General features: G+C 62.2%; 25 protein-coding genes. 12 read left to right on the plus strand and 13 right to left on the minus strand.

The window, feature by feature from the left end; translation table 11 throughout:
* The first annotated feature begins 107 nt into the window (after positions 1-107).
* Both Q0603_RS04180 and gpt read left to right on the plus strand, forming a co-directional pair.
* A complete protein-coding gene (locus Q0603_RS04180) occupies positions 108-569 on the plus strand; it encodes a thioesterase family protein (RefSeq protein WP_298722533.1) in 462 nt (153 codons plus the stop codon).
* Positions 566-1,069: a xanthine phosphoribosyltransferase gene (gpt, locus tag Q0603_RS04185; RefSeq protein WP_298722536.1), complete on the plus strand. Its 504-nt coding sequence runs from the start codon at positions 566-568 to the stop codon at positions 1,067-1,069. Before Q0603_RS04180 ends, gpt begins: the two co-directional genes overlap by 4 nt.
* 3 nt (positions 1,070-1,072) lie before the next feature.
* Here the strand turns inward: gpt and Q0603_RS04190 are convergent, their stop codons facing one another.
* From Q0603_RS04190 to Q0603_RS04205, 4 genes are read right to left on the minus strand one after another with little or no spacing between them, the layout of a single operon-like run.
* Positions 1,073-1,714, minus strand: coding sequence for an ABC-type transport auxiliary lipoprotein family protein (locus Q0603_RS04190; RefSeq protein ID WP_298722539.1), 642 nt, complete (start codon positions 1,712-1,714; stop codon positions 1,073-1,075).
* The gene (locus Q0603_RS04195) at positions 1,711-2,697 is read right to left on the minus strand and encodes an MlaD family protein (protein ID WP_298722542.1); all 987 of its coding nucleotides are present in this window, start codon (positions 2,695-2,697) and stop codon (positions 1,711-1,713) included. The genes Q0603_RS04190 and Q0603_RS04195 overlap by 4 nt, the downstream gene beginning before the upstream one ends.
* Before the next feature lie 3 nt (positions 2,698-2,700).
* Positions 2,701-3,489: an ABC transporter ATP-binding protein gene (locus Q0603_RS04200; protein ID WP_298722545.1), complete on the minus strand. Its 789-nt coding sequence runs from the start codon at positions 3,487-3,489 to the stop codon at positions 2,701-2,703.
* A gap of 2 nt (positions 3,490-3,491) precedes the next feature.
* Complete coding sequence (locus tag Q0603_RS04205; protein ID WP_298722548.1) at positions 3,492-4,619, minus strand: MlaE family lipid ABC transporter permease subunit; 1,128 nt, start codon at positions 4,617-4,619, stop codon at positions 3,492-3,494.
* A gap of 118 nt (positions 4,620-4,737) precedes the next feature.
* On the opposite strand from Q0603_RS04205, the gene otnI reads away from it, so the two are divergent.
* Positions 4,738-5,547, plus strand: coding sequence for a 2-oxo-tetronate isomerase (gene otnI / locus Q0603_RS04210; protein WP_298722551.1), 810 nt, complete (start codon positions 4,738-4,740; stop codon positions 5,545-5,547).
* On the opposite strand, the gene Q0603_RS04215 is transcribed toward otnI, so the two are convergent.
* The 3 genes from Q0603_RS04215 to Q0603_RS04225 are packed head-to-tail and all read right to left on the minus strand — an operon-like array spanning position 5,537 to position 8,438.
* Entirely contained in the window at positions 5,537-6,835 is a 1,299-nt protein-coding gene (locus Q0603_RS04215) for a TRAP transporter large permease (RefSeq protein ID WP_298722554.1), read from the minus strand. The genes otnI and Q0603_RS04215 overlap by 11 nt on opposite strands.
* A complete protein-coding gene (locus tag Q0603_RS04220; RefSeq protein ID WP_298722557.1) occupies positions 6,835-7,374 on the minus strand; it encodes a TRAP transporter small permease in 540 nt (179 codons plus the stop codon). The genes Q0603_RS04215 and Q0603_RS04220 overlap by 1 nt, the downstream gene beginning before the upstream one ends.
* Before the next feature lie 35 nt (positions 7,375-7,409).
* On the minus strand, positions 7,410-8,438 hold the full coding sequence (locus tag Q0603_RS04225) for a TRAP transporter substrate-binding protein (RefSeq protein WP_298722560.1): 1,029 nt from the start codon (positions 8,436-8,438) through the stop codon (positions 7,410-7,412).
* A 153-nt stretch (positions 8,439-8,591) separates the two neighbouring features.
* Between Q0603_RS04225 and Q0603_RS04230 the strand changes: the two genes are divergently transcribed.
* Positions 8,592-9,725 carry a TRAP transporter substrate-binding protein gene (locus Q0603_RS04230; protein WP_298722563.1) on the plus strand — a complete coding sequence of 378 codons (1,134 nt, stop codon included), beginning with the start codon at positions 8,592-8,594 and terminating at the stop codon, positions 9,723-9,725.
* Positions 9,726-9,754: 29 nt separating this feature from the next.
* Here the strand turns inward: Q0603_RS04230 and Q0603_RS04235 are convergent, their stop codons facing one another.
* Entirely contained in the window at positions 9,755-10,492 is a 738-nt protein-coding gene (locus Q0603_RS04235; protein ID WP_298722566.1) for a hypothetical protein, read from the minus strand.
* 225 nt (positions 10,493-10,717) lie between these two features.
* Between Q0603_RS04235 and Q0603_RS04240 the strand changes: the two genes are divergently transcribed.
* The 8 genes from Q0603_RS04240 to Q0603_RS04275 all read left to right on the plus strand — a co-directional run bounded on the left by Q0603_RS04240 (position 10,718) and on the right by Q0603_RS04275 (position 16,931).
* Complete coding sequence (locus Q0603_RS04240) at positions 10,718-11,092, plus strand: cytochrome c family protein (protein WP_298722567.1); 375 nt, start codon at positions 10,718-10,720, stop codon at positions 11,090-11,092.
* Between the two features lie 608 nt (positions 11,093-11,700).
* Positions 11,701-12,297 (plus strand): gamma carbonic anhydrase family protein, encoded by a 597-nt coding sequence (locus tag Q0603_RS04245; RefSeq protein ID WP_298722568.1) that lies wholly within the window; start codon positions 11,701-11,703, stop codon positions 12,295-12,297.
* A 72-nt stretch (positions 12,298-12,369) separates the two neighbouring features.
* Positions 12,370-12,999, plus strand: a complete 630-nt coding sequence (locus Q0603_RS04250; RefSeq protein WP_298722569.1) for an RNA polymerase sigma factor — start codon at positions 12,370-12,372, stop codon at positions 12,997-12,999.
* Positions 13,000-13,003: 4 nt separating this feature from the next.
* Positions 13,004-13,438, plus strand: a complete 435-nt coding sequence (locus tag Q0603_RS04255; protein ID WP_298722570.1) for a hypothetical protein — start codon at positions 13,004-13,006, stop codon at positions 13,436-13,438.
* 5 nt (positions 13,439-13,443) lie between these two features.
* On the plus strand, positions 13,444-13,929 hold the full coding sequence (locus Q0603_RS04260; protein WP_298722571.1) for a periplasmic heavy metal sensor: 486 nt from the start codon (positions 13,444-13,446) through the stop codon (positions 13,927-13,929).
* Positions 13,930-13,990: 61 nt separating this feature from the next.
* The gene (denD, locus tag Q0603_RS04265; protein ID WP_298722572.1) at positions 13,991-14,995 is read left to right on the plus strand and encodes a D-erythronate dehydrogenase; all 1,005 of its coding nucleotides are present in this window, start codon (positions 13,991-13,993) and stop codon (positions 14,993-14,995) included.
* A 17-nt stretch (positions 14,996-15,012) separates the two neighbouring features.
* Positions 15,013-16,197 carry an acetylornithine deacetylase gene (argE, locus tag Q0603_RS04270; RefSeq protein ID WP_298722573.1) on the plus strand — a complete coding sequence of 395 codons (1,185 nt, stop codon included), beginning with the start codon at positions 15,013-15,015 and terminating at the stop codon, positions 16,195-16,197.
* Between the two features lie 224 nt (positions 16,198-16,421).
* Complete coding sequence (locus Q0603_RS04275) at positions 16,422-16,931, plus strand: hypothetical protein (protein ID WP_298722574.1); 510 nt, start codon at positions 16,422-16,424, stop codon at positions 16,929-16,931.
* A 114-nt stretch (positions 16,932-17,045) separates the two neighbouring features.
* Here Q0603_RS04275 and Q0603_RS04280 read toward each other — a convergent pair whose 3' ends face one another.
* The 5 genes from Q0603_RS04280 to tig all read right to left on the minus strand — a co-directional run bounded on the left by Q0603_RS04280 (position 17,046) and on the right by tig (position 24,032).
* Positions 17,046-17,321 carry an HU family DNA-binding protein gene (locus Q0603_RS04280; RefSeq protein ID WP_298722575.1) on the minus strand — a complete coding sequence of 92 codons (276 nt, stop codon included), beginning with the start codon at positions 17,319-17,321 and terminating at the stop codon, positions 17,046-17,048.
* 15 nt (positions 17,322-17,336) lie between these two features.
* Positions 17,337-19,751: an endopeptidase La gene (gene lon, locus Q0603_RS04285; protein WP_298722576.1), complete on the minus strand. Its 2,415-nt coding sequence runs from the start codon at positions 19,749-19,751 to the stop codon at positions 17,337-17,339.
* A 510-nt stretch (positions 19,752-20,261) separates the two neighbouring features.
* A complete protein-coding gene (gene clpX, locus Q0603_RS04290; protein WP_298722578.1) occupies positions 20,262-21,524 on the minus strand; it encodes an ATP-dependent Clp protease ATP-binding subunit ClpX in 1,263 nt (420 codons plus the stop codon).
* A gap of 360 nt (positions 21,525-21,884) precedes the next feature.
* Positions 21,885-22,511 carry an ATP-dependent Clp endopeptidase proteolytic subunit ClpP gene (gene clpP / locus Q0603_RS04295; RefSeq protein ID WP_366132446.1) on the minus strand — a complete coding sequence of 209 codons (627 nt, stop codon included), beginning with the start codon at positions 22,509-22,511 and terminating at the stop codon, positions 21,885-21,887.
* A 198-nt stretch (positions 22,512-22,709) separates the two neighbouring features.
* Positions 22,710-24,032, minus strand: a complete 1,323-nt coding sequence (gene tig, locus Q0603_RS04300) for a trigger factor (RefSeq protein ID WP_298722582.1) — start codon at positions 24,030-24,032, stop codon at positions 22,710-22,712.
* Positions 24,033-24,046 lie beyond the last annotated feature (14 nt).

Below are 24,046 nucleotides of genomic sequence, written 5' to 3' on the forward strand. Positions count from 1 at the left end.
AAGTTTCCTCCCAAAAGCGTTTTTCACCCTGGGAATTACCTTAAGGGGCGCCTGCTCCCCCCACGGCGCCCCTTCTTTTTTGCAGGGCGCCCCCGTATAAACCGGTCATGTCGACCCTGCCGAATCCTTATATCGTCCGGCGCATCGTCAAATGGGGTGAATGCGATCCAGCCGGGATTGTCTATACGCCCCGTTTCCTCGACTGGGTGCTGGAAGCCGCAGAAAGCTTTTTCGCTGACGTGGTCGGGGTCGACTGGTTTCAGCTCAACAAGCGTTATGGTTTGGGGTCGCCCAGCGTCAGCACCAAGCTGGACTTCCGCAAACCCATTCAGTTCGGCCAGCCCTTCACCATCGAAGTTTTGGTGCTGCGGCTAGGCCGCTCGACCATCACCTATGCCATGCGCGGCCGGAACGAGGCCGGCGAGCTTTGCTTCGAGGCCGAGCTGGTCTCCTGCATCGTCGACCACAGCCGCATGAAATCGGTGAACATCCCCGACCATATTCGACAGCCGATCATGGCCTATCAGGCCGCGACGGCAGCCATTCTGGAAAAGGACACTGCCGCATGACCGACAGCCACGGCTTCACCAAGTTTTTTCCGGTCTCCTGGGAAGAGCTGCATCGCCATTGCAAGGCGTTGGCCTGGCGCCTTCTGGACAACGGTCATTACAAGGGCGTCGTGGCGATCACCCGGGGCGGCCTGGTGCCGGCGGCGATTGTCGCGCGCGAACTGGAAGTGCGCATGATCGAGACGATCTCCTGCTCTACCTATGACGGACTGTCGCGCGGCAGCGAGGTGAAGATCCTGAAATCTGCCGATGCAGCAATGGCCGATCAGGGCGAAGGCTGGCTGATCGTTGACGATCTGGTCGATACCGGCGTCACCGCGAAGGCGGTGCGCAAACTGCTGCCCAAGGCGCATTTCGCCACTATTTACGCCAAGCCGGCCGGCCGGCCAATGGTCGATACCTTCATCACCGAAGTCAGCCAGGATACCTGGATCCTGTTTCCCTGGGATCAGGAAGCCGTGATGTCGAAGCCCATCGTGGAACTGCGCGGCGGCCGCTGACCGCTAGGCTGAGGCCCTGCTGCCCGTCAGCAGGGTCCATTGCACCGTTTCGCGCAGCACCTGACCCAATGCTTCATCGAACGCTGCGACGACGGACAGCAGCTCTCCATCCTTGGCGCGGACCCGCCGTTCGAAATTCGCCGATGCCACGATCTGCTGGCGCGGCTGTCCGATCAGCTTTGCATTCAGTGCGACGCGGATTTCGGGCGTGGTGCCGCCCTCCTTCAACTCGGCCTGGAATTCCCGCAACTCACTCTTGAGGTTGAAGTCGGAACGCAGGCCGATGGATTGACGTCCCACCGCCACGATCTTGCCGGTATTTTCAAAACTTTCCACCAGCAAGGTCTGCACCATGCGCGGAGCCCGCTCCGCCCAGCGCGCACCGGCGTAATACTTGATCTCATACGGATTCGTCATGATCGCAATGCGATGCGTATCCAGACCGCCGGCCGCAAAGGGTTCCTCGACGACAAGCTGCCAGTTCACGCGCGGCAGATCAGGCGGAAACGTGGTCTTCGGCGACAAGGCGTAAAGATTCGACGGTGGCGCCTGAGGAAGGATGCCGTTGCAGGCCGCCAGGCTTGCCGGCACCGCCAGCATGGCCGCCCCGCGCAGCAAGCCGCGCCGCGAGATATGCTTCGTCATCGCCGCCCCCCTTCAATTCGATATTCTGCATCGCGGTTGCCGAACAGCACTGCGCTTGGATCGTCCTCCAGCCGTTGCGCCACCCGCGCCAGGCTCGCCACCATGATCCTGGCCTCGGCGATGAAGCGCTGAAACTCGCCAAATCCGTCCGTCGTGATCGACTGAATGGGAGCGCGGTTTTCCTCCACCAGCGCATGAAACTCCGCCAGCGTGGCGTTGAGCTGCTTCATCGCCGCCCTGGCTTCGTTGACCGCTTGCGTGGCATCACCGCTGACCAGCTGATTGGTCGAGCGCAAGGTCCGCTCCGCCTCGGACATCACGCGGTCCAGCCGCGTGGCGACATCGCGCGCGGCCTCGGCGGCCTTGGCGATGTCGCCGCTGGTGCGGTCGAAGCTGTCGATCGCCCGGCCGATGGCTTCCTGGCGAGTTGCCAGCGTCTGCGAAAGTTGCCGCAGATCCGCGATGAAGCCGGTGAGATTTTGCAGATTCTCGTCGCTCAAGACCTGCACTGCGCGGTTGAGCAATTCCGGCGCGGCTTCCACCAGAGCATCGATTGCCGATGGCCGCGAACTGATCACCGGATACTCATCCGGATCGCGGCCGCTGACCGCCGGCAGGATTGGCGCATCGCGGCTGCCGGGAGAGATCTGGACATAGGAGACCCCCGTGATGCCCTGCAACTGCAGCGTCGCCTCGGAATCCTGGCGAATGGGCGTATCCGCGCCCACATCGATGGTTACCCGCACCCGGCTGGTATCGTCGCGGTCGATAACGATCTGGGAGACGCTGCCGACCTTAATGCCGTTGAAACGGACATCGCCGCCTACCCCAAGCCCCGCCACCGAACCGGTAAAATAAATGTTGTAGCGGGCGACGTCCTGGTCCACCTGGGATTTCGCCAGCCACAGAACGAACACGACAATACCTGCGAGGAAGAGCAGCATGAAGCTGCCGATCAACAGATGATGTGCGCGTGTCTCCATGCCTCACCTCTCTTCCAGCGCAGCAGTCACCGCGGCGGCGCGGGCGCGGGGCCCATGGAAATACTCCTTAACCCACGGATGCTCATGCTCCAGCATGGCCTGCAATGGCCCTGTCGTCAGCACTTTCTTCTCGGCCAGAACGGCAATCCGGTCACATATCGCATAGAGCGAGTCGAGATCGTGCGTGACCATGAAAACCGTCAGGCCAAGCGCCTGTTGCAGATCGCGCACGAGCTGGTCGAAAGCAGCCGCGCCGATCGGATCGAGGCCCGCGGTCGGCTCGTCGAAAAACACGATTTCCGGGTCCAGCGCCAGCGCCCGCGCCAGGCCAGCACGCTTGCGCATGCCACCCGAAAGCTCGGATGGAAATTTGGTCGCCGCATCGGGCGGCAGGCCAACCATGTGCAGCTTGGCGGCCGCGATCTCGTCCAGAAGATCCTGCGGCAGGTTGTAGAATTCCTTCAGCGGGACCTGGATGTTCTGGGCGACAGTCAGTGAGGAAAACAGGGCGCCATCCTGGAACAGGACACCGAACCGCTGACGCACTGCCGTCAACGCCTCGGGCGCGCCATGGATCATGTCCACGCCCAGCAAATCGATGCTTCCGGCCGCAGCCCGGTTGAGACCGATGATCGTGTGCAGCAGCACCGACTTGCCGGTGCCCGAGCCGCCAACCACACCAAGAACCTCGCCGCGATAAACATCGAGATCGAGCCCGTCATGGACCACATGCTGGTCGAAGCGGTTGACCAGCCCCCGCACCCGGATCACTGCATTCCGTTCCGCCACCATCGTCAAACCTCGATGATGTCAAACAGGATGGAAAACAGCGCGTCGAATAGGATGACCAGGAAAATCGACTGCACCACCGAACGCGTCGTCAACCGCCCAACGCTCTCGGCGTCACGCTTCACCCGCAAACCTTCGTAGCAGCCGACTAGGGCGATCAAGGAGGCAAAAACCGGCGCCTTGATCATGCCGACGATGAACGTGCGCGGCGTGATCACGTCCTGAAGCCGCTGGAAAAACAGGAATGGATCGATGCCAAGCGTGTTCCACGCCATCATCGCGCCGCCCAGCAGGCCCATCAGGTCGGCAAAGAAGGTCAGCAGCGGTAAGGTGAGGATCAAGGCAAACATGCGCGGCAGTACCAGGACCACGACCGGGTCCAGGCCAAGGGTGCGCATCGCCGCGATTTCCTCGTTTACCTTCATGGTGCCGATCTGGGCGGTAAAGGCGCTGCCGGAACGGCCGGCAATCAGAATCGCCGTCAGCAGAACGCCAAGCTCGCGCAGCACCGAGATGCCGATGAGATCGACCACAAAAATCTCGGCGCCGAACCGCTGCAGCTGACTAGCGCCCTGATAGGCCATGACCATCCCGATCAGAAAAGACAGCAGACCAACGATCGGGATGGCGCGCAGTCCCGCCGCCTCCATATGGAAAACCATGGAGGTGAAGCGCAGGCGCCGCGGCCTCAGCAGGACCTGAACCGCGCTTTCGGTGACGCGCCCGACAAAGGAAATGTAGCGGCGCGCCTCACGCAGGAAGAACAGCGTCAGCCAGCCGAGATAGATGATGAATCCGGTGAACCCGGACTCCATCCGCGGCGGCTTTTCGACCGTCTCATCACATTGTGTCACATACTCGAAAAGGGTCCGGTACTCGGGCCGGGCATTGGGCCAATCGATGCTGGCCCCCTGCTCTGCCAGCCGCCGCCACAGCCGCCGCAGCAGCACCGCACCCGCCGTATCCAGACGTTCCAGCTTGCTGCTGTCGATTATTGCGCGGCGCAGACCTGCCGTCTTCACGCGTCCCACCGGACCGAGCAAGGGGGCCACGCTGGGCAGCGTCCAGGCGCCGCTTAAGCTGACCCGCAGCGCCGCGCCGTCGCGCTCGATCTGTAGTCCGCCAGGGTTCATGCGATCCAGGTTCGGAAAACGAGAAGGCTTGCGAAAGACTTACCAGAAATGACAGTCTCGGCAAACCAAAGTCGGATGACCAATCCGGACAGCCGGGGCCAGCACGGGGGAGGCAGTCATGCCGCGCTTTGCCGCGAATCTGAGTTTCCTGTTCCAGGAGGAACCTTTTCTCGACCGCTTCGAAGCCGCCGCCGCGCAGGGATTTCAGGCGGTTGAATTCACCTTCCCCTACGATCATGCGCCGGCTGCGGTAGCGATGGCGATGCGCAATGCAGGCCTGCAAGTGGTGCTGTTCAATGCGCCGCCGGGCGATATGGAGCGCGGCGAGCGCGGACTGGCGGCCCTGCCCGGCCGCCAGCGCGATTTCCGCAATGCCATGGCGCGGGCGTTTGAATTCGCCGCTGCACTGAACTGCCCGCGCATCCATGTCATGGCCGGCCTGGAGCAGCCCGGGGTAGACCGGCGGCTGATGGAGGCCTGCTACATGGACAATCTCGCCTGGGCTGCCGAACAGGCCTCCGCAGGCGGGATCATGCTGATGATCGAGCCGATCAACCACCGCGACATCCCGCATTTCTTCCTGGACGACTGCGATTTTGCCGAAAAGGTGATCACTGAGATTGGCGCGCCCAATCTGCGGCTGCAATTCGATCTTTATCATGCGCAGATCCTGCACGGCGATCTGACCAAGCGGCTGGAACGACAGTTGCCCTTCATCGGGCATATGCAGATCGCCAATCCGCCGGACCGGCGCGAGCCGGGCAATGGCGAGATCAATTTCGCCTATCTGTTCGAGCGGATCGATGCCCTCGGATATGACGGATGGATCGGCTGCGAGTATCGGCCGTCCGGCGCCACCGCCGAAAGCCTGGACTGGATAAGGCCATACGGCGTCGTGCCAGCAAACAAGGCCAGGCTCAATCCATAAATTGCGGCAGGAACAGCGCGATCTGGGGCACCGAGATCAGCAGCGCGATCCGCACGATATCGGCCAGCACGAATGGCAGGATGCCGCGGATCACGGTCTGCAGTTTGACCTGTCCCACGCCCTGAATGACGAACAGGTTCATGCCGACCGGCGGCACGATCATGCCGATCTCGACGATGGTGACGATATAGATGCCGAACCAGATCGGATCGATGCTTAGCGCCTGCGTCACCGGAAAGACGAAGGGCAATGTCAGCAGGATCATCGCCAGATCGTCCATCAGCGCGCCCAGCACGATGTAGAAGACTGTCAGCAGCAGCAGGAACAGCGTCGGGCTGAGCTGCAGATGCTGCACCTCCTGGATCAGGTATTGCGGCACGTTGGTGCCTTCGAGGAAGAAATTAAACAGGCCCGCGCCGATGATGATCAGGAAGATCATCGCGCTGGTGCTGGCGGTTTCCAGCAGCGACTGCTTGAATCGGTCCAGTCCCATGGTCCGGCCCGCCAGTGCGAAAATGAGCGCGCCGACCGCGCCAACCGATGCCGCCTCGTTGGGTGAGAACCAGCCGGTATACATGCCGCCGATCACCAGCAGGAAAAGCAAAGCAACTGGCCAGACACTGCGCAAGGTCTGCAGACGCTGCGGCCAGTTCATCCGATCGCCCGCAGGGCCCAAGGCGGGGTTGATCCGGGTCGCAACCAAAATGGCCGCCATATAGAGCACGGTGCCGAGCAGCCCCGGCAGCAGGGCCGCGACAAACAGCTTGCCCAGCGATTGCTCGGTCAGCAGCGCATAGATCAGCAGAATGATCGACGGCGGGATCAGGATGCCCAAGGTGCCGCCCGCCGCGATGGAGGCCGTCGCCAAGCTGTCGGCATAGCCGTGGCGACGCATCTCCGGCAAAGCGACCCGGCACATGGTAGCTGCGGTCGCGATCGCCGAGCCACAAATCGCGCCAAAGCCGGCGCAGGCGCCTACCGTCGCCAAGGCCAGACCGCCGCGGTAATGCCCAAGAAAGGCGTAAGCCGCGTCATAAAGCTGCCGCGATAGCCCGGCATAGGAGGCGAAGACGCCCATCATGACGAAGAGCGGCACCACTGACAGGCTGTAGGGAAAAACGCTTTCGAAGGGCGACGAACCCATCACATAAGCCAGCCCGTCCCATCCCTGCAGGAACAGGAAGCCCGCCGCGCCAACAACTCCCATGGACACCGCCACCGGCACGCGCAGCAGCATCAGCAGCAGAACGGCGGCAAACCCGGCGATGCCGATCAATGCAGGCGCCATCAGCGGCCCTCCGCAGCGACCGGATCGCGCCCGGTCAACGCCGCAACAGCATGGCGCAGCACCACGACGAAGGCCATAAGCGCCGCAAAAAACGCGCCTGTCAGCAAGGGATACCAGTACCAGACCATCGGCAGGCCGATGGTTTGCGAACGGTCACCCATCAGCGTCACGGTCTGAAACTGTCCGATCCCATACCATCCGATCGCCAGCATCAGCAATGTGCCAAGCAAAGCTGCCACAGCCTTGCACAAGGCCTGCAGCCGGAACGGCAGCCGCTCGACGCCGATCTCCACGGCAACATGGCTATCAGCAAGAAATCCATAGGGAATCGTGAGAAAGGCCGTGGCCATGATGAACAACTGTGTGATGTCCACCGTGCCGAGGATTCCCTGTCCACCCAGATTACGAATGGCGATATCGGCGCAGGTCACCACACCGGCCAGCAGCGCACAAACAGCCCCCGCCTTGGCAGCCCAAGCGGCAGCGGTCTGGGCGTAGCGGTAAATCTGGATCATTCCTGACTGGATGAAAAAGGCCACTGCCGTGCTTCACGCGCGCCAGTGGCCATGGGGCCTCAGCGTTTGCCTTCGATCTTGGCGATGTGCTGCTGCATGTCGGCATAGATGACGCGGGCATCCTTCACGCCCTGCCCTTCCAGTTCGCTCAGCAGCTTCTCCGTCGTCGGCTTCAAAGCTTCGCGCCAGCGGTTACGCTCCGCATCCGACAGCGAACTCATGACGTTGCCCTTCTTCGTCGCCGCTTCCAGGCCAGGCGCATCCCACTGGTTCCACCAATCGCCGAACCGTTCGATCAAGGCCGAACCGGTCGTCTCGTCGATCGCCTTTTTCACGTCCGCCGGCAGGCTGTCGTATTTGCGCTTGTTCATCACGAAATAGAAGCTGGCGGTGTAGGAGCGCGCATCGAGGTGATACTTGGTAACCTCGAAGAGACGGAACGAATTGATCGGATCCCACGGGAAGACCGCGCCGTCGATCACCCCGCGCTGCAGGTTTTCATAGACCTCGCCCGGCGGCAGGCCGACCGGCGTCGCACCCAACTGCTGCAGCATCGCGTTGATCTGTGGGCTGGGTGAGCGGATGCGCAGGCCCTTCAGGTCGTCCATGGTCTTGACCTGCTTGTCCCGCGTATGGATCAGGCCAGCGTTGTGGGCGTGCAGCGCCAGGACCTTCACGGTGTCGGGGAATTCCTGAGCGAAATATTTCGGATAGAGGTCCCACAGGGTGCGGCTCGCGGCATTGGCCGTCTCGACCAGAAAGGGAAACTCGATGATGCCCATGCGGGGGAAGCGCCCGGCCGGCAGGCCGCGCAGGCCATGGGCGATGTCGACCACGCCGCTGACTGCCTGTTCCAGCTGGCGTGCCGGATTGCCGAAAGCACTGCCTGCTGGGAAAACGGTGACTTTCACCTTCCCATTGGTGCGCTTGGCCAGTTCCTCTCCCCAGGGCACGAACCAGTCCCGATGCATGCCGTGACCGGGCGGCAGGAAATGGCTGAGCTTGAGTTCGATCTCCTGCGCCGCGGCAGGACTGGCAATACCGGCACAGAGGAGTGCGGTCGCAACCGCCTTGCGAATGGATAGCACTGTTTCCTCCCTATTTTTGTTTTCCGCAGGGTAGTTTCATATGAAACTAAGGTCAAGCTAACCCGCTCGGCATAGACGGCATACAAAGCTGCCGCCTATTCTGCCCGGCACAGGCAGGCGCCGCGGCAGCTTGGCCGGGGAGATTGGAATTTGATGGCGCGTATCGTTGCCATTGCTGGCATTGCATTGGTTGTCGGAATTCTGATCGGAATCGGCACGGTTTCGATTCAAAGATCTGCTTTGTCGCCGGCTGCGCGCGCGATCAAAGAGCTGGAACCGCCCTCAGGCTCGATCCCCACCGTGGTCGAGGCGCCTGGACAGCGCACGATCCTCAAAGTGGCGAGTTCGGTGCCGACCGCCGCAGCGCCTTTCGGCAGGATGGTCGTCCGGACCGCCGAAAAGCTCTCGGTGATCTCCGACGGCACGATCGAGCTCAAGCTGCATGAGCCCCATACGCTGGCGCCGAACTCCGAGCTGATCGACAAGCTGACGGAAGGCGAAGTGGATGCGGTATGGGCCTCCACCAATGTCTTCGCCGAACGCGATTCTGCCTTGTGGCTGTTCTCCGCCATCCCCTTCGGGCCGCCCGCTGGCGAGTTCCTGGCCTGGCTATCCTATGGCGGTGGCCAGGATCTGATGGATACCGCCTTCGCCCGGTTCAACATCAAGCCAATCGTCTGCACCGTGCTGCCGCCGGAATCCGGCGGCTGGTCCCGCCGTGAGATCACCCGTGTCGACGATCTGAAGAATCTCAGGATCCGTTTCATGGGCATCGGCGCGCGCGTACTCCAACGGCTCGGCGCGGAGGTCGTCGCGATGCCCGGTGGCGATACCTTTAACGCCCTGAAAACCGGAGAGATCGACGCCGCCGAATTTTCGCTGCCGGCCGTGGATCTGCGCTTCGGCTTTGACAAGGCTGCCAGCCACTATTATTTCCCCGGCTGGCATCAGCAGAGTTCGCTGGTCAGCCTGCTCGTCAACATGAAGATCTGGGAAAACTTCTCCGAAGCCCAGCGCAACCAGATCATCAGCGTCTGCGGCGACAATGTCCGCGAAAGCCTGGCTGAAGGCGAAGTGCAGCAAGTAAAGGCGCTCCAGGAGATCAGAGCGCGCGGCGTCGCCATCCATACCTGGCCGCCGGAAGTGCTCAATGCGCTGGAAAAAGCCTGGCACGAAGTGGTGCGCGAGGAAAAAGCTGCCAATCCCGAATTCAAAACGGTTTGGCAATCCTACAACAGCTTCCGCAAATCCTATGCCGAATGGCGGGAGCTGGGCTATCTGCCCTGACGCCCGCCTTACTTCTTCGATTCTTCTGTTCAGATATTGAGTGACCGGCGAAGCTGCCGGACCCGCCGCTCGACCGAGATATCCAGCGACGCGGTGATTTCGAGGCTGCGATCCTCCAGCGCATCGCCACGCGGATTCGCCCGGCCACGCGCTTCGACGGCATCATCCCGCCGCCGGATCAGTTCAACGATTTCCGGCTGGAACAAGCGAAGCAGATTATTCAACCAGCGGTTCACTTCCGGCACCGGCCAGCCATGCCGCAACTCGAACCGGTCGAGCATGGCGATCACATCGCGGGCAGCGAACCAGGTTTCATCCGTCACCCAGCGATTCACCGTGAACAGCCGGATTGGCAATCCATAATTGTCCATCGCCACGCCGACGATATGCGCCAGGGCTTTGTCGCCACGCGGCCAATGCTCGCCGATTTTCTCTCGCGGCGAGCAGCGGCCGACGCCCTGCTTGACATAACGGGCGGGCTCGAAGCTTTCCGGCAGAAATTGCGGGCGCTGGAAAATATGGAAATGGCCGTGCTCGCGGCCTTCATTGCGATGGGAGTGATAGTAATACTGCGCGCCGGTTTCCGGATCGAAGACATCCCCCGGCGGATAATGCTGGTGTTCGAAGAATTCATCCTGACCGCGCAGCAACTCGGCAACCAGATTCGAGCGCCGCTCGGTCAGCTGCTGCTGAATGCGCAATACTTCAAGGCCGGCATTCAACATGGCGTGCAGCCGCGCCTGCCCTAAATTTGCCATCATGTTCATACGATGCCGGTCCTCTTCGCACTCCCGGGCCGGCAGACTAGGCGCGAGGCGATTAAGCGCCGGTAAACGGAACCATTTACGGTGGTTCTTTCCGGGTTGCGGCAATGCGCCGCTATGTTGTGGGGAGTCGCTATGCTATTTTGAAGGACTTGTGGATTTGATGTTGTTGTCGGTAAATCGCCGGCGGCTGCGTATTGACAAAATCTACCCGAGGAGCCTCACGACATGTCGCGTATCCTTTTTTCGGCCGTTACCGCCCTTGTTCTAGGCTTCAGCGCCGTCAGCGCTCAGGCCGCCGACGTCGAAGCGGGCAAGAAGTCCTTCGCCAAATGCCGGGCCTGCCACCAGCTGGCAGCGGGCAAGAACGGTGTCGGTCCGAGCCTGCATGGCCTGTTCGGCCGGAAGTCGGGCAGCGTCGAAGGCTTCAAGTATTCTGACGCCATGAAGGCGAAGGGTATCACTTGGGATGAAACGACCCTGGCCGCCTATATCGCCGACCCCAAGGGTTACATCCCCGGCAACAAGATGGTCTTCCCGGGCATCAAGAAGGAAAGCGAAGTCGCCGACCTGATTGCCTATCTGAAGGAGGCGACCAAGTAATCTGCCGAATTCGGCTAGTTGAGGGCCTCCCGCCTGCCGGGAGGCTCTTTTTATTCCAGCTCGCGCATGTAGATCGCGTATTCCACAGAGACGTCGGACAAATACTCATTGAATCCCACAGGGGTTCTGGCTATATCGGCCCTTGAGCAACCCTGCCGAGTGTCACCCTCTCCCTCCCAATCCTCCGTGTCTGCGAAAACGGTACTGGAAGTGGCTGGTCCGGGACGAGGCCTTGTTTGCTCATTGTTGTCCGGGCCCCCGAAGAACATGCCGACGAGCATATCCCGGGGCCGTTCTACTCCCCCTCTCCGCCCCTGGATCCCGCATTGCTGCCGCAGGGGACAAACGGCAGATCTGTACTGTCTGACCGGGAAGCGCTCGGCAGAGGCCCTAAACCGCCTAGTGGAGTTGGGCGTGACCGGCCTCTTCCATCCCGATGACGGCCTGCTGGCCTTTAAGAAGGCTGGCGACCGGCGGTAGACGCCAGCGACGATGCTGCCGACGGGCCGGCAGCCGGTAAGCCCGCAGCCGTCTAAAAGCCGCGCCCGCCCTTTTTCCGATCCGGCGCGTTGGTTAAGGTCTTCTCCTTCAAGACTGGAGGAGACGCAATGCCCGTGCATGGCCCCGACGTGGTGCTCAACAACCCCGCCTATATCCACGAAACGGCGCAGATTTACGGCAAGGTCCGGCTGGAGGAAGGCAGTTCGGTCTGGATCAACGTGGCGATGCGGGCGGAGAATTACGAAATCGTCGTCGGGCCCTACACCAACATCCAGGACTTCTCCATGCTGCATGTGGGCGGACAGACCGGCACCTATATCGGCGCCCATTGCTCAATCACCCATCATTGCACCATCCATGGCTGCACCATCGGCGACAATTGCCTGATCGGGATCGGCTCAACCATCATGGACGGCTGCGTGATCGGCAACAACTGCATCATCGGCGGCCATACCTTCCTGAAGGAAGGCACGGTGATCCCGGACAATTCGGTGGTGGTCGGCAGCCCCGGCAAGGTCATCAAGACCCAGAACAACTATGTCCGGTGCCGGCTGAACGCCTGGCTATACTACCGGAACGCCCTGGCTTACCGGCAGGGCCAGTACCGGGACTGGGACCAGCCGGAGATGGCCAAGGCTGTGGGCGAGGAAATCGCCCGGCTTACCGAGGAGCTGAAGGCCCTGGAAGCCGCCGGTCAGGCGTAAATCAGCGCAGGAATCCCGCCGTGCCTTCGTGTAGTCGTTCAGGAACCATCGGCACGAGCAGGAAAACCCTGAATGGCCTCCTTGTTGTTGGCGCAACCGGCAATCGCGGCGCCGTATCCAGCCGCCGCCCCTCGCTGGCGGACTGACGCGATGCAGGACGAAGACAATGCCCTGATCCAGCGCGTCGCCGCCGGCGATCACCGCGCGTACCAAAGCCTGGTCGAGCGGCATCTTCGGCATGCCGTAACCCTCGCCTATCGAGTGCTGTTCGACCGCGCCGACGCGGAGGAAGTGGCGCAGGAGGCCTTCCTGCGCGTCTGGCAGCATGCGGCGCGCTGGCGGCCCGATGGCGGCGCCAGTTTCCGCACCTGGCTGAACCGCGTCGTGGTCAACCTGTGCATCGACCGCAAGCGGCGGCCGAGCATGGCGGCCTTGGACGACCAGCCCGATCCGGTCGATCCGCAGGCCACGCCCTACGAAGCCCGCCTGGCCGGAGAAACCAGCGACCGTCTCGCCGCCGCCTTGCAGCGCCTGCCCGAACGCCAGCGCGCCGCCATCGTGCTCTGCTACTGGGAAGGCGAAAGCAACATTGCCGCCGCCGAAGCGCTTGGCGTCAGCGTCGGCGCGCTGGAATCCCTTCTGGTGCGTGCCAAACGCGCCCTGCGCGACGAACTTTCGCCCTTGCTGGGCAACAAGGAGTGAGGCCATGAACCTCGACCGTTTCGCCATTCTGATCGAAGCCTACGGCACCGATCCGCGCCGCTGGCCGGCGGATGAGCGCGCTGCGGCGCAAGCCCTGCTGGCGGCTTCGACCGAAGCCCAGCGTCTGCTGCGCGAAGCAGAAGCGCTGGATGCATTGCTGTCGTCCCCGCTACCTGCCATCGAACCGAGCGCAGCCCTGCGCGCGCGCATCATGGCGCAGATCGCGCCTTCGGCTCCGGCGGTCCCAGGCTGGCGGATGCAAATCGCCGAAGCTTTCGCCCTGCTGTTCCCGAGCGGACGCATGGTACCGCAATTCGCCACCCTGGGGCTTGCGCTCGCCATCGGCATTGGTGCGGGCGTTGCCAATATCGGCGACGACGACAGCGACCTGCTGACCCTGCAGCTCGCGGTCGCCACGCCGATCTACATCGAGGAGTAAAATCAATGGCCGAAACTGCCCCCATCTCGCCGGCCCCGCAGAAGTCGCGGATGAACCGCTGGCTCGCCATCGGCCTGATCATTTCCGTCGCCTTCAACCTCGCCTTCATCGGCTGGGGCGCCACGCGCTTTGTCAAATTCCGGAGCATGACCGAGCAGTCGAGCGTCCATTTCGTCGACCGCATCGCGCGCAAGCTGCCCGATAATGCAGCCCGCGCTTTCCGCCAGGCCGTGGAGAATTCGCGCAAGAGCCAGGCGGTCTCGTTCAGCGACCTGCGTCGCGATATCGCATCCGCGCTTGCTGCCGAACCCTATGACCGCGCCCGCCTGGAAGCCCTGTTGCAGGAACACCGCAACCGCCTGGATCAGTTCCAGACCGGCATCCAGGCTGGATTGCTGGCCGCAGCCGATGCGATGACGCCCGAGCAGCGAAAACACTACGCCGAGCATATGCTGCGCCATGGCCCGCGCGGTGAGCGGCGGCCGCGCTGACCGATCCCCGCTTGTAACCCTGCCCCAGCCTGTTTAGCGTGGGCATCTCAGGGAGGTGCCCATGCTGAATGTGGTCATTACCGGCGGTGCTGGATTCCTCGGCCAGAAGCTGGCCAGAGAGTTGCTTAACCGTGGCAGCCTGATCGGCCCTGACGGACAACCGCAGCCGATCAGCCGCCTGACCCTCTTCGATACCGTGGCGGCCAGGGGGCCTGACGATCTGCGGGTGCAGATTCAAACCGGCGATATCGGCGACGGCGCCACGGTACTGAAACTGATCGGTCCCGATACGCATTCCGTTTTCCATCTCGCGGCCATCGTCTCAGCCGGCGCCGAAGCCGATTTCGACGGCGGCTATCGTGTGAACCTGGAAGGCACCAGACATGTGCTGGAAGCCTGCCGCGCGGTGGTGACGCATGCGCCGCGGCTGGTTTTCGCCTCCTCGGTCGCCGTCTATGGCGGCAAACTGCCCAAGGCGGTGACTGACGATACGCCGCAGCGGCCGACGACGTCTTACGGCGTGCAGAAGCTGAGCGGCGAACTGCTGATCAACGACTACAGCCGCAAGGGCTTTGTCGATGGCCGCGCGCTTCGGCTGCCGACCATCATGGTCCGTCCCGGCCGGCCGAACAAAGCCGCCTCGACCTGGGCCAGCTCGATCATTCGCGAGCCGCTGTCAGGCGTCGATGTGGTCTGCCCGGTGCGGCCAGACAGCCCGATGGCCTGTCTGTCGCCGCGGCGCACCATCGATGCCTTCATCCAGGCGCACAACCTGCCGGCCGAGAGTTTCGGCACCGACCGTGCGCTGCTGCTCACCGGCATCCGCGTCACGGCCGGCGAAATGGCGGCGGCGGTCGAACGCAACAAGGGCAACCGCAAGATCGGCACCATTCACTGGCAGCCTGACGCAGCGATCCAGAAGATTGTCGATGGCTGGCCCGGCGAAACGCGGTCCGAGCGCGCCGCGGCGCTGGGTTTCACCCATGACGCCTCCATCGATGAAATCGTTCAGGCCTTCATCGCCGACGATCTCGACAGCCAGATCAAAAGCCTCCAGTCCAACTAAACAAAACGAGTCTTCCCATGAGCAAGCCCAGCAAGCCCGTCCTCGACATGGTCCGGCAGTTGATCGAAATGCCGACCGTGAGCCGCGATTCCAACCTGGATCTGATCCACTGGATCCGCGACCACCTCAAATCGCTTGGCGTCGAGGCCACGCTTGTGCATGACGCGACCGGCAAGAAGGCCAATCTCTACGCGACGTTGGGGCCGCAGGACAAACCCGGCATCGTGCTGTCGGGCCATACCGACGTGGTGCCGATCGACGGCCAGGAATGGGATACCGATCCCTTCAAGCTGACCGAAAAGGACGGCAAGCTCTATGGCCGCGGTACCTCCGACATGAAGAGCTTCGTCGCCACCGCGCTGGCCTTCGCGCCGAAATTCCTCGCCCAGCCGCTGGAGACGCCGATCCATTACGCCTTCACCTATGACGAGGAAGTCGGCTGCCTAGGCGCCAAGCGGCTGATCGAGGTGCTGCGCGAGATGCCAGTCAAACCAAAGGCCTGCATCGTCGGTGAGCCGACCGAAATGCAGGTCATCGCACAGCATAAGGGAAAGAAGAGCTGGCGCGTCGATGTGCGCGGCTTCGAGTGCCATTCCTCATTGACCCATCTCGGCGCCAACGCGGTGGAAGCCGCCGCCGAACTGATCGCCTTCATCAAGCAGCTTGCCCGCAAGAAGCGTGATCACGGCCCCTTCGATCCCGAATTCGCCCCGCCCTACACCTCGCTGCATACCGGCACCGTGCATGGCGGCACCGCGCTGAACATTGTGCCGAAGGACTGCAGCTTCCTGTGGGAGATCCGCTATCTGCCGCAGGACGATGTCGATGCGCTGTTCGCCGAGGTGGAAGCTTTTGCGCGGACCAAACTGGAGCCTGAACTGAAGGCCATAGATCCAAATTGCGGCATCACGTTCACGCAGATCTCCGAATTCCCGGGCCTCGCCACCGACGACCGCGCCGGGGTGGTGGAACTGGCCAAGGCGCTGACGGGTGCGAACCGGGTGCAGAAAGTGGCGTTCGGCACCGAGGCCGGGCTGTTCTCGGAAATGGGCATCCCGACCATCGTCTGCGGCCCCGGCTCCATCGAGCAGGCTCATAAACCCAATGAATTCATCGAACTAAGCCAGATCGCGCTGTGCGAGGCCTTCCTCGATCGGCTGCTGGAGCGGGTGAAGACCGGCGGCCCCGCCCTGCCGATCTGATCCAAACTGAGCCAAACTCCGCCAAACTGGACCAAAAGAGCCAAGTTGAGCCCGCCCGGCATACACTGCTATTCCTAGGGGAGCGCACCACCGGGCGGGTAAGAAACAGAGTACGATAGGGGAACGTCAACGGGGGGATTTCATTGCAGCAGATAGGTGCTATGCAAAAAGTGGTATTGTGCAGCGCGGCATAGCCTGCTACCAGCCAGCTCATGCCACACGCCATGCTGAAAACACGGACCGAGTTGCATCCCAATATCGCTGCCCTGCAGAGCGCTCTGGCACGCGCGGAATGCCAAGACATCCGCGATTTTGTCACCCATATGCTGGCGATCCATCCCAAAGACCGCCTGCCCTCGCGGTCCGATTTCGACCCCTTGCGCATTCCGCAGCTATTGCCCGGCATCGTATTGGTCCGCGTCGAGCCACCGCTGAAACCCGGCGGTTCGAACCGCTTCCGCATCCTGGTGGCCGGCGAGACGGTGCTGCGCGCGCTGGAGATGCCGCTGATCGGCCGCTATGTCGACGAGATATCGGCCGGCTCCGAGGGCGGCCATGTCATTGTCGATGTGCGTCAGAAGGTGGTGGATACCGGACAGGTCTATTACTGGAATGGCGCGCCCCGCATGCGCTTCCGACTGGATTTCGCCGGCGTGGAATACTGCCACTGCCCGCTGGCCGCCGACGGCAAGACCGTTGACCACGTTCTCACCTATTTCCATTACAAGGCCTGACACCCTGTAGAGCGTCAAGCGCGGCGTAAGCCGTGGCCATAAAGCCGACGCCCGGCAGGGAACCCCGGCCGGGCGGGAGATCGGCTGTAAAGATCAGGCTGTAAAGATCAGTGTTTAGGTGCTGACCGCTTCCTTAAGCGTCTTGCCGGCCCGGAACTTGGGCTGCCTGGTCGGCGGCAAATCAATGCGCTCACCCGTGCGCGGATTGCGCCCGGGGCTGGCGGCACGCGTGCCGACGAAGAAGCTGCCGAAGCCGACGATCCGGACTTCCTCACCGCGGCGAAGCGCCTCGGTGATCAGGCTGAATATCGATTCCACGGCACGCTCGGCCTGCTCTTTAGTGAGACCGGAACTGTCGCGAAGCTGGGCCATTAGATCCTGCTTATTCACGCTACTGCCTCCGGATCAGTGCTTGACCATGCCTTCTCGATCACCTTCCGCCTCGGTGTCTACCACCGCAGGCTTGGTGAGATCGTCTACGTCGCTCCACTCGATCGGCGTCAATTCGCCGACCAGAGCGTGCCTGAGCACTTCCTCGCAGGTCGCCACCGGCACGATTTCGAGGCCCTTCTTCACGTTATCCGGAATGTCGACGAGATCTTTCTCGTTCTCCTTCGGGATCAGGACCTTCTTGATACCGCCACGATGGGCCGCGAGCAGCTTCTCCTTGAGGCCGCCAATCGGCAGCACCCGGCCGCGCAGCGTGACTTCGCCGGTCATCGCGACATCCTTGCGCACCGGAATGCCGGTGAGCACGGAAACGATCGAGGTGACCATCGCCACGCCAGCGGACGGACCGTCCTTTGGCGTCGCGCCCTCAGGCACGTGGATATGGATGTCGCGCTTGTCGAAGACCGGCGGCTTGACGCCGAAGGCAACAGCCCGCGAGCGTACGTAGGAGCGCGCAGCCTGCACGGACTCCTGCATGACTTCACCAAGCTTGCCGGTGATGGTCATGCGGCCCTTGCCGGGCAGCATGACAGCTTCGATCGACAGCAATTCGCCACCTACTTCAGTCCAGGCCAGGCCGGTGGTAACACCGACCATGTCCTCGAGTTCCGCCTCGCCATAGCGATACCGGCGGACGCCGGCATACTTGTCCAGATTCTTGGGCGTGACCTTGATCGACTTCACGTCCTTGGACAGGATTTCCTTCACCGCCTTGCGGGTCAGGTTGGCCAGCTCGCGCTCCAGCGAACGGACGCCGGCTTCGCGAGTGTAGTAGCGGACCAGATCGCGCAGCGCGTCGTCGGTGATCGACCACTCACCCTTCTTCAGGCCGGCAGCCTCCATCTGCTTTTCGATCAGATGACGCTTGCAGATTTCCACCTTCTCATCCTCGGTGTAGCCGGGGATGCGGATGATCTCCATGCGATCCAGCAGCGGCTGCGGCATGCGCAGGCTGTTGGCCGTGCAGATGAACATCACGTCCGAGAGGTCGTAATCGACTTCGAGGTAATGGTCGTTGAAGGTATTGTTCTGCTCGGGGTCGAGCACTTCCAGCAGCGCCGATGACGGATCACCGCGGAAGTCCTGGCCCATCTTGTCGATCTCGTCGAGCAGGAAGAGCGGATTGGTGGTCTTCGCCTTCTTCATCGACTGGATGATCTTGCCTGGCATCGAGCCGATATAGGTGCGCCGGTGACCGCGAATCTCGGCCTCGTCGCGTACGCCGCCGAGCGACACACGGACGAAGTTGCGGCCGGTGGCGCGCGCAATCGACTTGCCAAGCGAGGTCTTACCCACGCCGGGCGGGCCGACGAGGCAGAGGATCGGACCTTTAAGCTTGCCCGAGCGCTGCTGCACGGCGAGGTATTCGAGGATGCGCTCCTTGACCTTCTCCAGACCGTAATGGTCGTCGTTCAGCACCTTCTCGGCGTTCTTGATGTCCTTCTTGACCTTGCTGCGCTTCTGCCACGGGATCGACAGCATCCAGTCGAGATAGTTGCGGATCACCGTCGCTTCGGCCGACATCGGGCTCATGGAGCGCAGCTTCTTGACCTCGGCCTGGGCCTTCTCGCGCGCTTCCTTGCTGAGGCGCGTCTTCTTGATGCGCTGCTCGATCTCGGCGACCTCGTCGCGGCCTTCCTCGCCTTCGCCCAGCTCCTTCTGGATCGCCTTGAGCTGTTCGTTGAGGTAATACTCGCGCTGGGTCTTCTCCATCTGGCGCTTCACGCGCGAGCGGATCTTCTTCTCGACCTGCAGAACGCCGATCTCGCCTTCCATCATCGCGTAGACGCGTTCTAGGCGCTCAACGACGTTGGAGATTTCCAGCAGATCCTGCTTGTCGCTGATCTTGATGGTGAGATGCGAGGCAACCGTGTCGGCAAGCTTCGACGGATCGTCGATCTGGTTGAGCGACACCAGCACCTCCGGCGGGATCTTCCGGTTGAGCTTCACATACTGCTCGAACTGGTTGATCACCGAGCGCGACAGCGCTTCGGTCTCGCGGCTCTCACCGACATCGTCGGGCAGCGTCTCGGCCTCGACCTGGAAGAAGTCTTCGTTGTCGATGAACTTCACGATGCGGGCGCGCTGGCTGCCCTCGACGAGAACCTTCACCGTGCCGTCCGGCAGGCGCAGCAATTGCAGCACTGAGGCGATGGTACCGACAGAATGGATGTCGTCTGCGGTCGGGTTGTCCTGACCGGCGTTCTTCTGGGCGACAAGCAGGATCTGCTTGTCGTCCTTCATCACGTCCTCAAGCGCACGCACCGACTTCTCGCGGCCCACGAAAAGGGGCACGATCATGTGCGGGAATACGACGATGTCCCGCAACGGCAGGACAGGGAAAACTTGGGCGCGAGGCGATGTAAACATGCGGCAATCAATCCTGAAGGGCGGCCGCCGGAACGGTCGGATTTGATCGTCCTTTGCCACCTGATGCTAGTTAACATGGGAATTCCGGCAAGGTCCGTCAAGCCACGGTCCTGCAACAGAACGACAACTTAATGTCAGACCCGAGTCGATCACCGAGTCTCTGCTCACAGAGATAGGGCCGGCCTTCCGGCGCCGCCCTTGCGCATCGTTAAGCATGTGATCCCTGTCACGCGGGGTATCACATGGGGCATTACGCGGCCAATGCCTTCCGCATACGTAGCGAGGCGCACGCCCATGCAACAAGCCGGCGCCCAGACAGACGCCCCAAGTCGCCGGTATCCGGCTACCCCCCGGGTTCAGCGGTCTATTCCCGCCCACTGCATGGCCATGCTACCTCGAAAGATACGCAGCCGGCCTCACACAACCGGCCAAGGGGCACCCTCCGAAAGGCTGCGGGCCGCCTCATTCGAGAGCGGCCCGCTTCCAAACAGGGTTAACGCCGGAGCGCCGTCAGGCGCTGACATCCTCTTGCTTACGATCGGCGTAGATGAGCAGCGGCTTGGCCCGGCCCTCAACAACATCTGGAGAGATTACAACCTCTTCCACGCCGTTCATGTTTGGCAGGTCGAACATCGGATCGAGCAGGATGGCCTCCAGGATGGAGCGCAGGCCGCGCGCGCCGGTCTTGCGCGCGATCGCCTTGCGGGCCACCGCCGCCACCGCCTCGTCGGAGAAGGTCAGCTTCACATCCTCCATCTCAAAGAGGCGCTGGTACTGCTTGATCAGGGCGTTCTTCGGCTTGGTCAGGATGTCGACCAGGGCCGACTCGTCCAGATCGTGCAAGGTGGCGATGACCGGCAGGCGGCCGATGAATTCCGGGATCAGGCCGAACTTGAGCAGATCGTCAGGCTCGACCTCGGCCAGGATTTCGCCGGCGCGGCGATCGTCCGGCCCCCGCACATCGGCGCCGAAGCCGATCGAGGTGCCTTTGCCGCGGCCCGCGATGATCTTTTCGAGGCCGGCGAAGGCACCGCCGCAGATGAACAGGATGTTGGTCGTGTCCACCTGCAGGAATTCCTGCTGCGGATGCTTGCGGCCGCCCTGCGGCGGCACGGAAGCAACCGTGCCCTCCATGATCTTCAAGAGGGCCTGCTGCACGCCCTCGCCCGAAACATCCCTGGTGATCGAGGGGTTGTCGGACTTGCGGCTGATCTTGTCGACCTCGTCGATATAGACGATGCCACGCTGCGCGCGCTCGACATTGTAGTCGGCAGCCTGCAGCAGCTTGAGAATGATGTTCTCGACATCCTCACCCACATAACCGGCTTCGGTCAGCGTGGTGGCGTCGGCCATCGTGAATGGCACTTCGAGAATGCGGGCAAGCGTCTGCGCGAGCAGCGTCTTGCCACAGCCGGTGGGGCCGATCAGCAGGATGTTCGACTTGGCGAGTTCGACGTCGTTGTTCTTTCCGCCGTGGCCGATGCGCTTGTAATGATTATGCACGGCAACGGAGAGAACCTTCTTGGCGTGGTTCTGGCCGATCACATAATCATCAAGGACGCGGCAGATCTCCTGCGGCGACGGAACGCCATCGCGGGTTTTGACAAGCGCGGACTTGTGCTCTTCACGGATGATGTCCATGCAGAGTTCGACGCACTCGTCGCAGATAAAGACTGTCGGGCCGGCGATGAGCTTGCGCACTTCGTGCTGGCTCTTGCCGCAGAACGAGCAGTACAACGTGTTCTTGGAGTCACCGCCGCTCAATTTGGTCATGCCTACTCCACTGAGCGGGCCAGCGCCGGGCGACGCCTGGCCCTATTCCATCGAATCGTCATCATAAGGAACCGTAGCCCCGGGCACAACGGACATGGTCGACTCGCGGGGGCGGCGGGAGGTCACAATGCCAGGAGCATGACCTCCATCTATGGCAATACGGAACGAAGGCAAGCAGGGGCGATCTGGCGGCATTTCTGGCAGCCGTCCCGCCCGGGTGCTAGCCCCCTTTGAAGCCCGGCAAGCCTAGCCCGGACAAACCCTCGCGGGGAAAGCCTCTTCCGGGGTAGCCCGCCCGGGGTAGCCTAGATGGATAGTCCCTTGAGAACGCCGTCTCCGGGTAGTCTGCCCGGACGAAAATTAGGATTTCTTGCCGGAATCCTGCTCCGGACGGCGGGCAACGACCTCGTCGACGATACCGAAGGTCTTCGCCTCTTCCGGGGTCATGAAGCGGTCGCGTTCCATCGCCGTTTCGATCGTGGCGATGTCCTGGCCGGTATGCTTGGCGTAGATCGCGTTCAGGCGGGCGCGCAAATCCAGGATTTCCTTGGCATGGATCTCGATATCGGCCGCCTGGCCCTGGAAACCGCCGGAGGGCTGATGGATCATCACCCGGGCATTCGGCAGGGAGTAGCGCATGCCCTTCTCGCCCGCCGCCAGCAGCAGCGAGCCCATCGAGGCAGCCTGGCCGATGCAGAGAGTGGCGATTTTCGGCCGGATATATTGCATGGTGTCGTAGATCGCGAGGCCGGAGGTTACCAGGCCGCCGGGGCTGTTGATGTAGAAGGCGATCTCCTTGTTGGGGTTTTCGGCTTCCAGGAACAGCAGCTGGGCGGTCACCAGGGCGGCGACGGCATCGTTGACGGGGCCGACCAGGAAGATGATCCGCTCCTTGAGCAGCCGGGAATAGATGTCGTAGGCACGCTCACCCCGATTGGTCTGCTCGACCACCATCGGAACCAGCATGTTCATGTAGGTATCGACCATCTTGTCCATGACGCGCCCTGCGAAATACGAAACCTTGTGCCGCGGTAATGTGGCGCAGTCGGCGGCTTCCGGCAATGGCCGGGCGGCGGGAACTTGCCCCGGCTCAGTCACAGGCCGCGCAGCAAGGCAACAGGGTTAGAAAGCAAAAACGCCGGGCTTGCGGCCCGGCGTTGCTATTCGGCGACGAGACGCCTGCGATCAGGACAGGGCCTCGGCTTCCTTCTGCAGCTCTTCCTTGGTCACCGGCTTATCGGTGACGTCAGCCATCTCAAGGATGAAGTCGACGACCTTGTCCTCGAAGATCGGCGCGCGCAGGCTGTTGGCGGCTTCCGGGTTCTTCTGGAAATACTCCATCACCTGGCGCTCCTGGCCGGGGAAGCGACGGGCCTGCTCGATCATCGCGCGGGTGATCTCGTCGGGCTTGACCTCGATGTTGTTCTGGCGGCCGACTTCCGACAGCAACAGGCCAAGGCGGATGCGGCGCTCGGCGATCTTGCGATACTCGGCCTTCAGCTCGTCCTCGGTCTTCTTCTCTTCCGCCAGTTCGGCCTCAAAGCGCGCCTTGTCGGCGGTCACTTCGTTCCAGATCTGGTTGAACTCAAGTTCGACCATGCCTTCCGGCACCGGGAAGTCATGCTTCTCGGCGAGTTGGTCGAGCAGGCCGCGCTTCAGCTTCATGCGGGCGATATTCTTGTATTCCTGGCCGAGGTCGCGCTTGATGTTGTCCTTCAGCTCCTGGAACGAGCTGAGACCGAAGCGCTTGGCGAATTCGTCGTCCAGCGTCACCGCTTGGCCGCCGCGCACTTCCTTCACGGTGCAGGCGAACTCGGCCGGCTTGCCCGCCAGCTCGGCATTGCCGTAGGCCTCGGGGAAAGTGACCTTCACGGTCTTCTGCTCGCCGGCCTTGACGCCGATGAGCTGATCCTCAAAGCCCGGAATGAAAGTGTTGGAGCCCAGCACCAGCGGGTAGTCATTGGCGGCGCCGCCTTCGAACTTCTCGCCATTGACGCTGCCGACGAAGTCGATGACGACCTGATCGCCCTTCTCGGCGGCGCGGTCGACCTTCTCATAGGTCTTCTGCTGCTCGCTCAGGCGATTGAGGAATTCCTCGACTTCCGATTCCTGCGGCTCGACCACCAGGCGCTCAAGCTTGATCGACTTGAAGTCGGCCGGAACGATATCCGGCAGCACCTCGATGGCGATGGTGCACTCGAAATCCTTGCCTTCGTCGAAGCTGGTGATGTCGACCTTCGGCTGCATCGCAGGACGCAGCTTGTTTTCCTCGATGGTCTTCTGCAGAGCGGTGTTGACCGACTCTTCCATCGCCTCGCCGAGCAGGGCGCGGCCATACTGCTTCTTGATCAGGGCTGCGGGCGCCTTGCCCGGACGGAAGCCCGGCATGTTGACCCGCTGACGCAAGGTCTCGAGCTTCTCGTTCACCGTGCTCTCGAGCGCGGCGGCGGCGATCACCACCTTGTACTCGCGCTTCAAGCCGGCAGCGCTGATTTCCGTGATCTGCATGACCAAAACACCTG

The organism is uncultured Ferrovibrio sp. (genome assembly GCF_937960835.1).
In the GTDB taxonomy this organism is placed as follows: Bacteria; Pseudomonadota; Alphaproteobacteria; order Ferrovibrionales; family Ferrovibrionaceae; genus Ferrovibrio.